This is a genomic window from Bordetella holmesii, assembly GCF_020735985.1.
In the GTDB taxonomy this organism is placed as follows: Bacteria; Pseudomonadota; Gammaproteobacteria; order Burkholderiales; family Burkholderiaceae_B; genus Bordetella; species Bordetella holmesii.
On the sequence record NZ_CP085973.1, the window covers coordinates 615,433 to 630,492 of the forward strand.

At 64.1% G+C, this 15,060-nt stretch carries 11 protein-coding genes and 2 pseudogenes; 2 read left to right on the forward strand and 11 right to left on the reverse strand.

The window, feature by feature from the left end:
• Window positions 1-125 precede the first annotated feature (125 nt).
• The 8 genes and pseudogenes from LK440_RS18045 to LK440_RS02895 all read right to left on the reverse strand — a co-directional run.
• A pseudogene (locus LK440_RS18045) lies at window positions 126-973 on the reverse strand (M81 family metallopeptidase); the annotation flags it as partial.
• A 13-nt stretch (window positions 974-986) separates the two neighbouring features.
• Entirely contained in the window at window positions 987-2,636 is a 1,650-nt protein-coding gene (locus LK440_RS02865) for an ABC transporter ATP-binding protein (RefSeq protein ID WP_005015500.1), read from the reverse strand.
• 2 nt (window positions 2,637-2,638) lie between these two features.
• Window positions 2,639-3,532: an ABC transporter permease gene (locus tag LK440_RS02870; protein WP_005015497.1), complete on the reverse strand. Its 894-nt coding sequence runs from the start codon at window positions 3,530-3,532 to the stop codon at window positions 2,639-2,641.
• 2 nt (window positions 3,533-3,534) lie between these two features.
• Window positions 3,535-4,475 (reverse strand): annotated as a pseudogene (locus LK440_RS02875) (ABC transporter permease).
• A 78-nt stretch (window positions 4,476-4,553) separates the two neighbouring features.
• Complete coding sequence (locus LK440_RS02880; RefSeq protein ID WP_005019923.1) at window positions 4,554-6,119, reverse strand: ABC transporter substrate-binding protein; 1,566 nt, start codon at window positions 6,117-6,119, stop codon at window positions 4,554-4,556.
• Between the two features lie 148 nt (window positions 6,120-6,267).
• Window positions 6,268-7,704, reverse strand: a complete 1,437-nt coding sequence (locus LK440_RS02885; protein ID WP_005015491.1) for a M81 family metallopeptidase — start codon at window positions 7,702-7,704, stop codon at window positions 6,268-6,270.
• A 112-nt stretch (window positions 7,705-7,816) separates the two neighbouring features.
• A complete protein-coding gene (locus tag LK440_RS02890) occupies window positions 7,817-9,310 on the reverse strand; it encodes a CoA-acylating methylmalonate-semialdehyde dehydrogenase (protein WP_005015490.1) in 1,494 nt (497 codons plus the stop codon).
• A 32-nt stretch (window positions 9,311-9,342) separates the two neighbouring features.
• Window positions 9,343-10,668, reverse strand: coding sequence for an aspartate aminotransferase family protein (locus LK440_RS02895; RefSeq protein WP_005015488.1), 1,326 nt, complete (start codon window positions 10,666-10,668; stop codon window positions 9,343-9,345).
• 158 nt (window positions 10,669-10,826) lie between these two features.
• On the opposite strand from LK440_RS02895, the gene LK440_RS02900 reads away from it, so the two are divergent.
• Entirely contained in the window at window positions 10,827-12,230 is a 1,404-nt protein-coding gene (locus LK440_RS02900) for an aminotransferase-like domain-containing protein (protein ID WP_005015480.1), read from the forward strand.
• Between the two features lie 9 nt (window positions 12,231-12,239).
• Here LK440_RS02900 and LK440_RS02905 read toward each other — a convergent pair whose 3' ends face one another.
• Genes LK440_RS02905 through LK440_RS02915 form a run of 3 tightly spaced genes read right to left on the reverse strand, consistent with a single transcriptional unit; the run spans window position 12,240 to window position 14,171 of the window.
• A complete protein-coding gene (locus LK440_RS02905) occupies window positions 12,240-12,728 on the reverse strand; it encodes a dihydrofolate reductase (protein ID WP_005015479.1) in 489 nt (162 codons plus the stop codon).
• Window positions 12,725-13,696, reverse strand: coding sequence for a thymidylate synthase (locus LK440_RS02910; protein WP_005015478.1), 972 nt, complete (start codon window positions 13,694-13,696; stop codon window positions 12,725-12,727). The genes LK440_RS02905 and LK440_RS02910 overlap by 4 nt, the downstream gene beginning before the upstream one ends.
• 43 nt (window positions 13,697-13,739) lie before the next feature.
• Complete coding sequence (locus LK440_RS02915) at window positions 13,740-14,171, reverse strand: OsmC family protein (protein ID WP_005015477.1); 432 nt, start codon at window positions 14,169-14,171, stop codon at window positions 13,740-13,742.
• A 125-nt stretch (window positions 14,172-14,296) separates the two neighbouring features.
• Between LK440_RS02915 and coq7 the strand changes: the two genes are divergently transcribed.
• Window positions 14,297-14,956: a 2-polyprenyl-3-methyl-6-methoxy-1,4-benzoquinone monooxygenase gene (coq7, locus tag LK440_RS02920; protein WP_005019922.1), complete on the forward strand. Its 660-nt coding sequence runs from the start codon at window positions 14,297-14,299 to the stop codon at window positions 14,954-14,956.
• The last annotated feature ends 104 nt before the right edge of the window (window positions 14,957-15,060 follow it).

Sequence of the window (15,060 nt, forward strand, 5' to 3'; positions counted from 1 at the left end):
GTGCCGCCCGAGCCGGTGTTGTCGAAGTGATCCAGCAGAACGACCGGTCCTTCGGTCAACGTCTTGGCATGAGCGACAGTCGGCTCCAGAGGCTGCGGGTGGAATACCCACTGTTCGCGGCGCTGCCAGGCCGCGTCGAGCAACTCATCGCAGTAGCGGGTGGCCGCGGGGGCATTGTCGTCCGTGCACACCACGGCGGACAGACCAGCCTGGTTGATGTCGGCATGAGGGAAGCCAACAAAGACCGACGCGGCCAGCACGGCGCCTTGCTCGAGTTCGATACAGCGGGCCTGCAGCGACTTGTTCGGATCGGCGTGCGTGCCCTGGCACATGATGTGTGGCAGCATGGGAACGTTGCCCCACCGCATGACGGGCTTGACTTCACCCTTTAGCGTGCGAGCGATGATGTTGGCGGCGCGCACGCCGCTTTCGCGGATATCGACGTGGGGATAGGTGTGGAAACCGGTGACGACGTTGGCATTGCGCACGATGTCGTCGTAGATGTTCGCGTGCATGTCCAGCGTCACGCCGATCGGCGTGGCGGGATCGATTTCACGCAGCCGGTGCAGCAAGGCTCCCTCGGCGTCTTCCATGCCCTTGGCGACCATGGCGCCGTGCAGATCCAGCAAGATCGCGTCATAGCCCCCTTTGCGTACCTCGTCCAGGATGAGGTTGCACAGGGTCTCGTAGGTGGTGGCATCCGTGGGCGAGCTCGGCCAGGACTCGGCGGCAACCGGCACCACGATCTGTGTGCCTTCTCGCCGCGCCACTTCGATATACCCCCCAGGCCGCTATCGGTGTTCTCGTACGCGCGGATGGCGCGCTCGCCCCACAGGATTTCCGGGTTGCCGCGAAAAAAACGCGCAAGCGGCGTGGGCACGGGAGAGAATGTATTGGTCTCGTGCTTGATCATTGCCAACAGCCAACGCATGTACTGCTCCTTCAGATGGGGGCCGGCCTGTGGTCCGGCCATACGGTGTGGCGGCTCAGGCGGCCGTCTGCAAAGGGCGGAAATTGCGGAAATCCCAATCGCGTCCTGGTGCGGCGTCGATCAGCGTGCGGGTGTAGGCGTGTTGAGGCCGGGTCAATACGGTGGTGGCGCTGCCGGTTTCCACCACCTGGCCGCGTTGCATCACCATGATGGTGTCGCAGATCTGGGCCGCCACGCGCAGGTCGTGCGTGATGAAGAGCACGCCGACGCCTGTGCGCCGACGCACATCCTCGAGAAGTTCCAGTACTTGTGCCTGCACCGAGACGTCCAGTGCAGATACCGCCTCATCGGCGACCAAAACCTCCGGTTCCATGACCAGTGCACGCGCGATACAGATGCGTTGCCGTTGCCCGCCGGAGAACTGGTGGGGGTAGCGCTGCATGACGTCCGGGCTCAACCCCACCACGCGCAGCATGTCGGCGGCGCGGGCCTGGGCCTGGGCACGAGGCGTGCCGAAGTTAAGCAGCCCCTCAATGATGGATTCGCCCACCGGTCGCCGGGGGTTGAGCGAGCGGTAGGGATCCTGGAAGACGATCTGGATGCGCCGGCGCAGGGGCCGCAGCGCCGAGCCCTGCACACGCGCGACATCCTTGCCTCCCAGGCAGAGAGAGCCTTCGGTTGGCTCTATCAGGCGCATGATGCACCGCGCCACGGTGGATTTCCCCGATCCGGACTCGCCGACGATGCCGAGGATCTCTCCGCGACGCAGCGTGAGATGGACATCGGCAGCCGCCACGACGCTGCGCCCCGGCGTGCCCAACAGCCCACGCTTGCCGACATGGGTACGACCGAGCTTTTGCACGTGCAGCACCGTCTGTCCGTCGGGGGTCGGGCGTTCCGGGGGCACCAGGCTCGGTACGGAAGATACGAGGCGTCTTGTGTACGCCTGTCGCGGGCGCGCCAGGATATCGTCGCGCGTGCCGGACTCGATCAGATCGCCCCGGTTCATCACGACGATGTGATCGGCGATCTCGGCAACGACACCAAAGTCATGGGTGATGAAAAGCACGGCCGTGCCATGCTTGTCCTGCAGTTCTTTGATCAGTGCGAGGATTTGCTTCTGGGTGGTGACGTCCAGCGCGGTGGTCGGTTCGTCGGCAATCAGAAGGCGAGGCTCGAGAATAAGCGCCATGGCGATGACGATGCGCTGGCGTTGGCCTCCCGATAACTGATGGGGGTAGGAGTCATAGACCCGTTCGACATCGGGAAGGTGAACCGAGCGGAACATCTCCAGCACGTGCTCGCGGCGCTGCCTTGCCGACAGTTTCTTGCGGTGCAGCCGCAGTACCTCATCGACCTGACGGCCTACCGTATGTACCGGGTTGAGCGCGGTCATAGGCTCCTGGAACACCATGGCCATGTGTGTGGCGCGCATTTGACGCAGACGGTGTGGCGTGGCCCGCAATACGTCCTCGCCGTCCACCAGGATGGAGCCGCTTTGCACGTTGAGCATGCCCGGCGGCAGCAGTCCCATCGTGGCAAGCGAGGTCACGGACTTGCCCGAGCCCGACTCCCCGACCACGCACACCGTTTGGCCTGCGCGCACCTGCAGGCCTAAGTCGTTGACCACCCGATGGCGGGAGCCGTGGACATGGACCGTGAGGTTCTGGATGGAAAGGACAACATCGCTCAGAGGCGTCTGCATGATCAGCTCCGACGGACCATCTTGGGGTCCAGCGCGTCGCGCAGCGCATCGCCCAGCATATTGACCGACAGCACGGTCAGCGACAGGAAAAGGCCTGGGAAAAGAATCAAGCCCGGCAGCATGCGGAAGTACATGCGGCCTTCGGACATGATGTTCCCCCAGGACGGGATCTCGGGCGGTATGCCCGCGCCCAGAAAACTCAGAATGGCTTCCGTGAGCATGGCCGAGGCGAAAACGTAGGTGCCTTGCACGGTCAGCGGCGCGATGGTGCTGGGGACCATATGACGCCACAGCAGCGAGGGCAAAGGAGTGCCCAGCGCCAGCGCGGCTTCGACATAAGGCTCCTCCCGCACGCTCAGAATCTGGCCTCGCACCAGACGGACCACACGGGGTATCTCAGGGATGGTGATCGCCACCAGTACCGTGGTCAGGCTGGCGCCACTGACTGAGACCAGTGCGATGGCCAGCAGAATGCCGGGGATGGCCATTATGGCATCCATGGTACGCATGATGATGCCGTCAAGGCTGCGAAACCATCCCGCCAGCACGCCTATCACCAGGCCCAGGCCCACGCTGATCAGGGCCGCGCCCAGGCCCGCGACCAGCGAGATACGTGCGCCATACACCACGCGCGACCAGACATCGCGGCCGAAAGCGTCGGTGCCGAAGAGATATTCTCCGAAGGGTGGCTTCAGGCGCGCTGCGGGATGGATGGCGGTGGGATCAACGGTGCCCATCCACGGCGCAAACACGGCAGCGACGACCACCAGCAAGAGGATGACCAGAGAGATCAGCACCGGCCAGCTGCGCAGCTCCATGCGCAGGCGTTGCCAGGCACCTGCGTTGGGGCTGCCACTGCCTGGCAGAGCGGTGTCGTTCAAGGCGTCTGTCTGCATGTTCAGTACCGGATGCGCGGGTCGAACACCGTGTAGGCGAAGTCGACAAGCAGATTGATGAATACATAAACGAAGGCGAAGAACAGCGTCAGTCCCTGAATGACCGGGTAGTCGCGCGCCAGTACCGCTTCGACCACCAGGCGGCCGAGGCAGGGGATATTGAACACAGACTCGGTGACGACCACGCCACTGATCAGCATGGCCACACCCACGCCGACCACCGTGGCGATGGGTACGGCGGCGTTGCGTAACGCGTGACCCAGCAGCACCGCCGTCTCTCCGAGACCCTTGGCACGCGCGGTACGGATATAGTCCTCACCCATGACCTCGATCACGCTGGTACGGGTGATCCGTGCGATAAGGGCGATGTAGACGGTCGACAAGGCCAGTGATGGCAGAATCAGACGGTGCAGGTAGGGCCAAATCCTTGCGCCAGAGGCGTGTATCCCTGCACGTTGAACCAGCCCAGCTTGATGGCGAAGGCCCAGATGAGCAGATAACCGGTCACGAATACCGGCACCGAGAACCCCAGCACGGAAAATCCCATCACGGCACGGTCTAGCAGTTTGCCGCGCCGCCATGCGGCCAGCACGCCCAGCGGGATGGCAATGATTAGGGTAAAGATGAGCGTGATCACCGCCAGGCTGAGCGACGGCTCCAGACGCTGGCCGATGAGTTCCCTTACAGGGACACCTGACATCAGCGATGTGCCCATGTCACCCTGCAGGAGATTGCCGCCCCAGATGAAGAACTGTTTGAGCAGCGGCTGATCCAGGCCCATGGTCTGCCGGATCTGCTCGATGCGCTCTGGTGTGGCGCCATCGCCAGCCATGATGATGGCCGGGTCGCCCGGGCTAAAGCGCAAGATGGAAAAGACGACTACCGCCACCATGATGAGGACCGCAATGGTGGCCAGCAGCCGGCGCAAGACAAAACCCAGCATATTTTTTCCCCATGGTTGAGCTGCCGTGTCGGCCGGCCTGCCCGCGTATCGCCGCACATAGGCCGGATCGAGCCGGAATCAGGGGGCTTTCTTGACGTTCCAGAACGCGAAGGCCGGCGCGTGCACCAGGCCGCTGAGCTTGGTGGAGTACACCGTCGGCACGGACATCTGACCCAGAGGCACATAAAGTCCCTCCTCGACGCCTATCCTCTGCGTTTCGTCGGCGATCTTCTTCTGTTGCTCCGGATCGGAGCTGAGCGCGAACTTGGTGCGCAGTTCTTCGATCTGCGGCAGATCGGGCCATCCAAACCATGCATTGTCGCCATTGGCCGCCGCAGGCGCCGAGCGCACCGGATCCATGATGTCGGTGGCGTACCAGTTGGTGTTAAGAATGCTCCAGCCACCCTCGGCCGGCGCGGCCTTGGACGCGCGGCGCGTGGCCACACTCTGCCAGTCCATGGCCTGAAGGTTGACGTTAAAACCCGCCTTGCGCAGCGCCTGCGCCATGACGACAGGCTGGGCACTGAGCGTGCCGACGTCGGTGGCATGCATGATCAGGATGGGCGTATTGTCGTAGCCTGCCTCTTTGAGCAGGGTCTTGGCCTTGCTGATATCGGAAGGCACGGTCATTTCCTTGCCAATATCGCTTTGCAGCGGCGTGCCGCAACCCCACAGGGAGGCGCAGGTCTGCCAGTACTTGGGATTGCCCACCAGGGCCCGCATGACGTCTTCCTGGCCGATGGCGTACATGGCGGCCTGTCGGATCTTCTTGTTGTCAAAGGGCGGGTGCTTGAAGTTGAAGCGGTACATGTTGAAGTAGCCCACCGGGCTCAGGGTCTCCTCCTTGAGCTCCTGGTGGCCTTCAACCATGGGCAGCAGGTCATAAGGGAACTGCTCCACGAAGTCGATCTCACAGCTCAGCAGCGAATTCGCTGCGGTCAGCGCGTCGGGCATGACCTCCCATTCGACCCGGTCCACATTGACGACTTTGCCTCCGGCCAGGCCGCTGGCCGGCTCTTTGCGAGGCACATAGTCGGCGTTCTTGACGTACACGGTTTTGACGCCGGGTTTGAATTCCGCCACCTTGAACGGACCCGAACCCGTCATGTCGGTAATGGGTTGCCCGATGGGCAGTTCAGCGACGCGTTTGGGCATCATGAACGCGGCCGTGCCTGTGGGCTTGGACAGCGCGCGCAGCACCAGATCGGTGGGTTCCTTCATGACGACACGAAACCGCTTGTCATCCACCTTTTCGATCTTGTCCGTGAACTTGAGCAGGGTGCGGCCCATGCCATCGCCGGCAGCCCAGCGTTTGATCGATGCCACACAATCGTCCGAGGTGACCGGCGTGCCGTCGTGCCATTTGAGGCCGTCGCGCAGGGTCATGGTGTAGGTCTTGCCGTCGGGCGAGACTTCCCATTGTTCGAGCATCTGCGGTTGGATCTTGTTGTCCGCATCGGTGGCCAGCAGCGTGTCGTAGATCATGTAGCCATGCCAGGTCGTGATGTACGCCGTGGTGGCATGCGGGTCGGTCAGCCGCAAGGGCGAGTGCATGACTGCCTTGATGGTGGTGTCGGCGTAAGCGCCGTGCGCCACCATCAATGTTGTGCCTGCAACGAATGCCGCTCGAACGAACTTCAGCATGGATATTCCCCTGATTCTGCAAGCAGGCGCCTGGTGGCCGCCCTTGTTGTGAACGAGCCGCCTGTGGCGGCGATGAGGGTTTTCACGCGGTGGGATGCGTGAATTCCGGACCGCAAGGTGCCATTCTGATGCCGTGTCGAAGCCGTGTCTACGGTTGTTTGGCCGCATCCATGAGCATCGAGCCGGGTGCCGCGCACACGAGAATGCGATCCGCAATTGCGGTGAAGTCGGCGCGAAAATGCGCCGTGCTCTTGAGTACCAGAATCGACGCGCGTTGCGGTTCGACGCCAGCAAAGCGAAACATCTCCTGATCGGCCATCTGCACCTTGACCGACGCCACCACAATGCGCACGTCGTCAATGCGAAGGCAGGCGCAGGGGCCGAGGTCCATATGAAAGCCGCGATAAAAGTCGCCGTGCGTATCGAAGCGGCCGTCGGAGATTTTCTCGACGATGAAGTCGGCTGTCAGGGGTTCGTCATCGGGAATACCCGAGTGTCCACCCAGTGCAACTCGCAGCGTCTTGCCTTCTCCCGCGCGGTGCGCGGCAAGCGCTGCCGGGGGGTCGACGATCAGGCCGATGGCGGCCCGACGCGCACGGTGACGGATCAGTGCGCGCAGAAGGCCCGTGGTGTCCGAACTGCCGCCGGCGCCCGGATTGTCCTGGACATCGGCGATCACCACCGGCTTGCTGGCCGTGGCAGCCCGCCGCATCGCTTCCTGCACCGCTTCATCAGGGTCATAGAGGCGTCCGCCAAAATCCGCTTCGGCATTCAACACCGCTCGGGTCATCTCGTCGGCGCAGGCATCGGCATCGCTTTGGCTATGCGCATACGCCCATACGGAGGGCGCGCAGCCGGGAAAATCGGCCGCCGGAAAGCCCGTGGCAAACGACAGGCTAAAGGCTGTGCGGCCTTCAAGTTCGCCGAGCTGGCGGTACAGACTGCGTGCCGGTTCGATGTCGGTCGACTGCCAGCAAAGCGAAATCAGATACGGCAGACAGCGCCACGCCACATAGGGGCGAGGTAATCCTTGCAGTCGTTTTTGCAGCAAAGCGGCTGCGCGCGCACCGGTTTGAGCCATGTCCACATGCGGATAGGTGCGGTAACAGACGAGCCCGTCGGCGTGGCGCACCATGTCGCGAGTGACGTTGGCATGCAGGTCGAGGCTGGCCACCAGCGGCAGATCGGGGCCGATCAATTCGCGCACGCGACGCAGAAGCTCGCCTTCGCCGTCGTCCAGATGCTCGGCGACCATGGCCCCATGCAGGTCCAGGTAGACGCCATCCAAAGGCATGGATTGACGCAGCCCATCGAGAAGCAGGGCGCAGATTCGCTCGTAGGCGTCGCGGGTGACGGGCCCGGAGGGACTGGCGGCCGTCCAGGTCGTGGGCAGCAGGGTGTGCTCTGCCATGGCTTCGATAAAGCCCGCTATCGGTATGTTGGCCCCCGCCACCGCATCGAACAGGGCAGGGCCGCTGACCAGTTTCGGCCAGCCGCCACCTTTGTCAGCGAAGTCCTCCCAGGTTGCAAGGGAAGGCGCGAAGGTATTGGTTTCGTGTTGAAAACCGCCTATGCCAATGCGCATTGCCAGACCCCTTCGTGAAACCGCTACGCGGCCGGCCTGACTGGGCAGATGCGTTCTGGCCAGGGGCCCCTCAAAAAAGCATGGCGGGCATCGCCCGCCTGTGACAACCGGTTTACTTCGCCACGGGCATGGTGAACTCCGCGCCCTTTGCAATGCTGTCGGGCCAGCGCTGCATCACGCTCTTGTAGCGCGAGTAAAAACGCACGCCCTCTTCGCCGTAGGCATGATGATCACCGAACAGCGAGCGTTTCCAGCCACCGAAGGAGTGCCAGGCCATGGGCACGGGGATGGGTACGTTGATGCCCACCATGCCGACCTTTATCTGGCGCGCGAACGCGCGCGCGATGCCGCCATCCGATGTGAAGCACGACACGCCATTGCCGAACTCGTGTCCGTTGATCAGTTCGACCGCAGACGCAAAGTCGGGCACCCGGACGACGCATAACACCGGCCCGAATATCTCTTCGCGGTAGACGTTCATCTGCGGCGTGACATGGTCAAACAGCGTGCCGCCGAGGAAGAATCCCTGCTCGTTGCCGGTGACCTTGAGGTCGCGGCCATCGGCCACCAGCGTGGCGCCCGCGGCGATGCCGTCTTCGATGTAGCCCAGCACTTTCTTACGGTGTTGCGCGGTGACCAATGGCCCCATCTCAGCATCGGCCTGCATGCCGTCTTTGACGATGAGTGCCGCGACGCGAGGTTTGAGCCGCTCGATGACCTTGTCGGCCACGTCGCCGACGGCCACGGCGACCGATATGGCCATGCAGCGTTCGCCGGCCGAGCCGTATGCCGCGCCCATGAGGGCGTCGGTGACCTGGTCCAGATCGGCGTCGGGCATGACCACCAGATGGTTCTTCGCGCCGCCTAAGGCCTGCACGCGTTTGCCGCGCCGAGTGCCTTCGGCGTAGATGTATTCGGCAATGGGTGTGGAGCCGACAAAGGACAGGGCTTCGACATCGGGATGGGCAATGAGTGCATCGACGGCGATCTTGTCACCCTGCACCACGTTGAAGACGCCGTCGGGCAGCCCGGCTTCCTTGAGCAGCTCAGCCAGGCGCAAGGGTACCGAAGGGTCGCGCTCGGAGGGTTTGAGGATAAAGGTGTTGCCGCAAGCCAGAGCCACCGGGAACATCCAGCAAGGCACCATCATCGGGAAATTGAAGGGCGTGATACCGGCCACGACGCCCAGGGGCTGGCGCATGCTCCAGTTGTCGATGCCGCCACCGATCTGGTCGCTGTACTGCCCTTTGAGCAACTGCGGGATACCGCAGGCGAATTCGACCACCTCGATGCCGCGAGTCACCTCACCTTTGGCGTCGGAGAAGACTTTGCCGTGTTCGCGGGTGATGAGCGCGGCCAGTTCGTCCTGGTGTTTGTCCAGCAGTGCCTTGAAGTTAAACAGAATGCGGGCACGTTTGAGCGCGGGCGTTTCGGCCCAGGCGGGATAGGCGGCCTTGGCCGCCTCCACGGCCGTGCCCACATCATCGGCCGACGCCAGTGCAATGGAGTTGATGATGTCGCCGGTGGCCGGGTTGTAGCCCTCGGTGTAGCGACCGGAGCGGCCTGCGTATGGCTGGCCGTTGATGTAGTGAGTGATCGTGTTCATGGTGACGGTGTGCGTGTTGGAGCCGCGCGGACTCAGGCGATTTCCTTGAGGACTTGCCCGATCGTATCGAAGATTTCTTCGATCTGCGCTTCGTTGATGATGAGCGGTGGCGAGATGGCGAGGATATCCCCGGTGTAACGGACCAGCAGGCCGCGATCAAAGCATTTCTGGAAGGCCTGCGCGGCGCGGGCGCCTGCCGCGCCGTCGCGAGGCGCCAGCTCGATGCCGGCCACCAGCCCGATGTTGCGCACGTCGATGACATGATGGGCGTCGCGCAGACGGTGGGCAGCGCGCTCGAAGGCAGGCGCGAGCTCACGCGCACGCTCGAAGAGCTTTTCGCGCCGGTAGATGTCCAGCGTGGCCAGGATGGCCGCGGTGGCCAGCGGGTGGGCCGAATAGGTGTAGCCGTGGAAAAACTCGATGCCGCCTTGCACACCTTCGATGACAGCGTCGTGCACCTGCCGGCGGACGGCGACTGCACCGGCGGGCACCGCGGCATTGCTCACGCCCTTGGCCATGGTGATGAGGTCGGGCGTCACGCCAAAGAACTCCGCTGCGGTGGCCGAGCCCAGCCGCCCATAGGCGGTGATGACCTCGTCGAAGATCAGCAGAATGCCGTGGCGGGCCGTAATCTCACGCAGGCGTTGCAGATATCCTTTGGGCGGCACCAGCACGCCGGTCGATCCGGCCATGGGTTCGACCACGACCGAGGCGATGGTCGACGCGTCGTGCAGGGCGATCAGGCGCTCAAGATCGTCGGCCAGATGGGCGCCCCATGCCGGCTGGCCTTGCGTGAAGGCGTTTTTCTCCAGGTTATGCGTGTGCGGCAGATGATCGACTGCCGGCAGCAGCGCCCCGGAAAACGCTTTGCGATTGCTCCCGATGCCACCGACCGAAATCCCGCCAAAGCCCACTCCGTGGTAGCCGCGCTCGCGGCCAATCAGGCGTGTGCGCTGTCCTTCGCCACGCGCCCGGTGGTAGGCCAGTGCAATCTTCAGCGCGGTGTCGATCGACTCCGATCCGGAGTTGGTGAAAAAAATCCGGTCCAGGCCTTCGGGCATGAAGCGAGCCACGGCGTTGGCCGCCTCGAAGGCGCCCGGGTGCCCGAGCTGAAAGCCTGGTGCGTAGTCGAGCTCGCCAGCCTGCCGGGCGATGGCGGTGATGATCTCCTCGCGGCCGTGACCGGCATTGACGCACCACAGCCCAGCGGTGCCGTCCAGAATCTGGCGGCCATCGACAGCGGTGTAGTACATGCCTTTGGCGCTGGCCAGCAGGCGGGGCTCGGCCTTGAACTGGCGGTTGGCCGTAAACGGCATCCAAAGGTGGGACAGATCGGGCAGGCCGGCGGGCGCATTCATGACAGAACTCCAGGGGACAAAACTGCACGGCGCTGGCTGCGCCGTGAGTATAGGGAATGTCAGCGATTCTCTGCCGTGGCCAGACGATTGAAAATATACAATCAGGTCAAAAGTCCAAAACCGTAGTGGCGATATGGCATCAACCGTACAGAAAACTCATGGAATTCCAGCCCGTCCGCTCGCGTAAACACGGCCTCACACTGGTGGAGCAGGTCGTGCAGGCATTTGCCCGGGCCATCGAGCAGCAGGTGTTGCGTCCGGGTATGCCCGTAGCCTCGGTGCGTGAGTTTGCCCGCGAGCATGGCCTGAGTACCTTCACGGTGGCCAGCGCCTATAACCGGTTGGTCGCGCAGGGCTGGCTCGCCGCCAGGCCCGGCTCGGGGTACCGCGTGCTGGCGGCGGCCCGTCCGGCGGCGCCCCGGCCTGCGGCGTGGGCGCCGCCGCGGCTCAATACCGATTGGCTGCTGTCGGACATCTATGCGGATCACTCCATTCCCATCAAGGCTGGCTGCGGCTGGCTGCCGGGCGAATGGCTCAACGAGGAAGGCCTGCACCTGGCGTTGCGCCACATGGGACGGGTGCCCGCCTTGCGCATTTCCGGTTACGGCCATCCGCAGGGCTACGCCCCGCTGCGCGAGAGCGTGGCCGCGGCAATGGCTCAGCATGGTTTGCAGGCGGACCCGGATCAGGTCGTCTTGACCCAAGGCGTCACGCACGGACTGGACGTGGTCATCCGCACGCTGCTGCGCCCGGGCGACACGGTGATGGTCGAGCAGCCGTGTTATGCCAATCTGCTGCAGTTGCTGCGCCTGGCAGGCATGCGGACGGTGGCGGTGCCGCGCGGCGAAAGCGGTCTGGATCTCGAGGTACTGGAGGCTGCTGTGCGCGACCATCAGCCGCGCGCGCTATTCGTCAATACGGTGCTGCAGAACCCCTGCGGTATGTCGCTGTCCATGGCCAATGCGTTTCGCCTGCTGCAGTCGGCCAACCGCCACGATTACTGGATCGTCGAGGACGATATCTCGCGCGAGCTGCAGCCTCAGTTGGCCCCGTTGCTGGCCGCGCTGGATGGCGCCGAGCGTGTTGTTTACCTTGGGGGCTATTCCAAAATCATCAGCCCGTCGGTTCGGGTGGGCTATTTGATCGCGCATCACGATCTGGCGCGGGATCTGGCCCGCACCAAGATGGCCGTGGGCCTGACTTCTCCCGAGATCATGGAGCGCGTGGTGCATCAGGTCGTGCGCGAAGGACGCTTGCGCGCCCATATTCTGCGTACGCGCGAGCGCCTGGCCCAGGCGCATGCGCAGGTCATGCGGCAGATGGACGATTGCGGCCTGGAGGTTGCCGCGCGCCCGCAGGCCGGCCTGTTCTTGTGGGCGCGGCTGCCCGGGCATGGTCAGGGGGCGTTGGCCGTTGCCGAGGCGGCGCTGCGTGATGGCATCTGGCTGGCGCCGGGTTGTTATTTCGACGCGGGGCAGGCCGATACCCCATGGCTGCGCTTTAACGTCGCGTACGCCGGGCAGCCCGTCTTGTGGCGCTTCATGCGCCGCGCTTGCGCCTAGGCTCCGGTTTCAGGCGCTTCGGTCGTAGACCACGAAGTCGTAGCGGTAGCCGTTTTCTTCGGGCTGCGCCGCGCGCGAGGTTTCTTTCCAGGCATGTCCAGGCAGCAGCGGAAACCAGGCATCGCCAGGCACATCGGCCTGGATCTCGGTGGCGATGATGCGGCTGGCCAGAGGGATGGCCTGCGCGTAGATCTGCGCGCCGCCTATGACATAGACGTCCTCGGCCTGGGCGGCGTCCAGCGCGGCCTGCAGATCGGGCACGACCACCGCGCCTTCGGCGCGGTAGGCCGGATTGCGGCTGATGACGATGTTCTGGCGGCCAGGCAGCGGGCGGCCCAGCGATTCCCAGGTATTGCGCCCCATCACGATGGGATGGCCCAGCGTCGTGCGCTTGAAGTGCGCCAGATCGCCGGGCAGCCGCCAGGGCAGGGCGTTGTCGCGCCCGATGACGCGGTTGCGGGCGTAGGCGACGACGAGGATCAATTTGGCCATGCTCATACCGCCATGGGCGCGGTCAGCGGCGCGTGGTGGTGATAGCCCTCGAGCGTGAAGTCGCCGGGTTCCACGCGCTCCAGCCATTCGGGCTCATAGCGCCCGGTCTGGTTGAAGTCGGGAATCCGGTCAGACAGCACGAGTCGGGGCGATTCGAAGGGGGCGCGCGTGAGCTGCTCGCGCAGCATATCGAGATGGCTCTCGTAGATGTGCGCGTCGCCAATGAAATACGTGAACCACCGCGGCGTGTAACCGGTCAGGCGGCCCACCAGATGCAGCAGGGCCGCCCCTTCGGTGAGGTTGAACGGCGTGCCTAGCCCGACATCGTTGGAGCGGATGTACAGGCACAGCGAGATTTCTCCCGTGCTGGCGTTGGGCAGGAACTGATAAAGCAGATGGCAGGGCGGCAGCGCCATTTCTTCGATCTGCGCCCAGTTCCAGCCATGAAAGAGGATGCGCCGGTCCGAGGGGTTGCGCTGGATGGTGTCCAGGCACTGGCGCAATTGATCGACTGCCTTGTAGAGCAGCACGTGCGGCACACCGCCCTCGTCGACGTCGGCCACGCGCGCATAGCCGCGTCCGAGTGCATCGTCGATTTGCGCCTGCCGTGTGGTGGGCAGGAGCTTGTAGGCCGGCCACCGGCGCCATTGCACGCCGTAGACCGGGCCGAGATCGTCGGGACCCTCGCGATACGGATTGGCCAGCCATTGGCTGTTCTCGTTGGCGTTTTGGTCCCAGACCTTGCAACCCAAGGCGCGGAATTCGGCGGCGTTGCGTGCGCCACGCATGAAGCCCACGAGTTCGCCAATGGCAGACTTGAAGGCGAGCTTTTTGGTGGTGACCGCCGGAAATCCCTCTTGCAGGTCAAAGCGCAACATGGCGCCCGGTATGGACAGGGTGCGCACACCGGTGCGGTTTTCCTGCCAGGCGCCCTGATCGAGGATGGACTGAACGAGGTCGAGGTACTGTTTCATCGCGGGGGCGGGCGCCAGGCACCCGGGGCAAGTCGGAGAGGGATCAGGCAGCGGCCGTATCGACGATCGTGACCGAGAAGGTCATTTCGGCGGTTTTTTCCAGCATGGCCGAGGCCGAGCAATACTTTTCGTGCGAGAGCTGGACCGCCCGCTCGACGGCGGCCTGCGGCAGTTTGTTGCCGGTCACGGTAAACGCGAAATGGATCCGCGTGAAGACTTTCGGGTCGGTGTCGGCGCGATCGGCCTGCAGCTTGACGCTGCAGCCGGTGACATCGTGACGGCCGCGCTTGAGAATGAGTACGACATCATAGGCCGTGCAGCCGCCGGTGCCGGCCAGCAGCATTTCCATCGGGCGTGGCGCCAGGTTGTGTCCGCCACCTTCGACGGCGCCGTCCATGGCGGTGATATGGCCGCTGCCCGTGCTGGCCATGAAGAGCATGCCCGAGGGGCCGCCCCAGTCGATCGTGCATTCCATCGCGAAAATCCTTGTGCGGGAAAGGGCGCTTTGCGCCCGGTCAAAGGGCGATCATACCCTTTAGCTAGAATACGGACTCGGGTGCCCGGCCGCGTTGATATGGGGGCACATTGAAGGAGCCGTCTATGATTTCCGCCATTCCGCTTTCGCGCCGCGAGGGCCCCCTTGACGCCCTGCTGGTCGAGGTGGACCGCGCGCTGCAGGTCCTGTCGCGCTCGGCTGTGGCCGGGCGAGCCTATCCCGCCCGCGCCGCCGAGTCGGGGCAGACGCTTTCCGAGACCGAAAAGCGCCATGCCGCCGGCTTGATGCGGGTCAACCACGTCGGCGAAGTCTGCGCTCAGGCGCTGTACCGGGGGCAGGCCGCGGTCTGCCGCGACGCGAACACCCGGGAGTTGCTGCGCGAGGCCGCCGCCGAAGAGGTGGATCACTTGGTATGGTGCGATGCGCGGCTCAAGGAGCTGGGCAGCCGTCCGAGTTTGCTCAACCCGCTGTGGTATGCCGGGTCGTTCGCCTTGGGGGTGGCCGCCAGTGTGGCGGGTGTGCCGCGCAATCTGGGCTTCATGGCCGAGACGGAGCGGCAGGTCGAGGCCCATTTGGAAGAGCACCTGCATACGCTGCCGGCGACGGATGAGCGTTCGCGCGAGATCGTGCGCCAAATGAAAGAGGATGAGGCGGGCCACCGCGAAAGCGCCGAGCGCGCCGGCGGCGTGCCCTTACCGGCGCCCGTGCGCGGCATCATGCGCGCGATGTCCAAGGTGATGACCACCACGGCCTACCATCTCTGATTTGCGGAATATGCTTATGGTGCGCTGCCGCATTCGCTGCCGCCCCGGACTGGCGAGGCGCTCGCGAGGGATGGATTTCTAGGGGTTAGTCCCCAAGGGTTTCC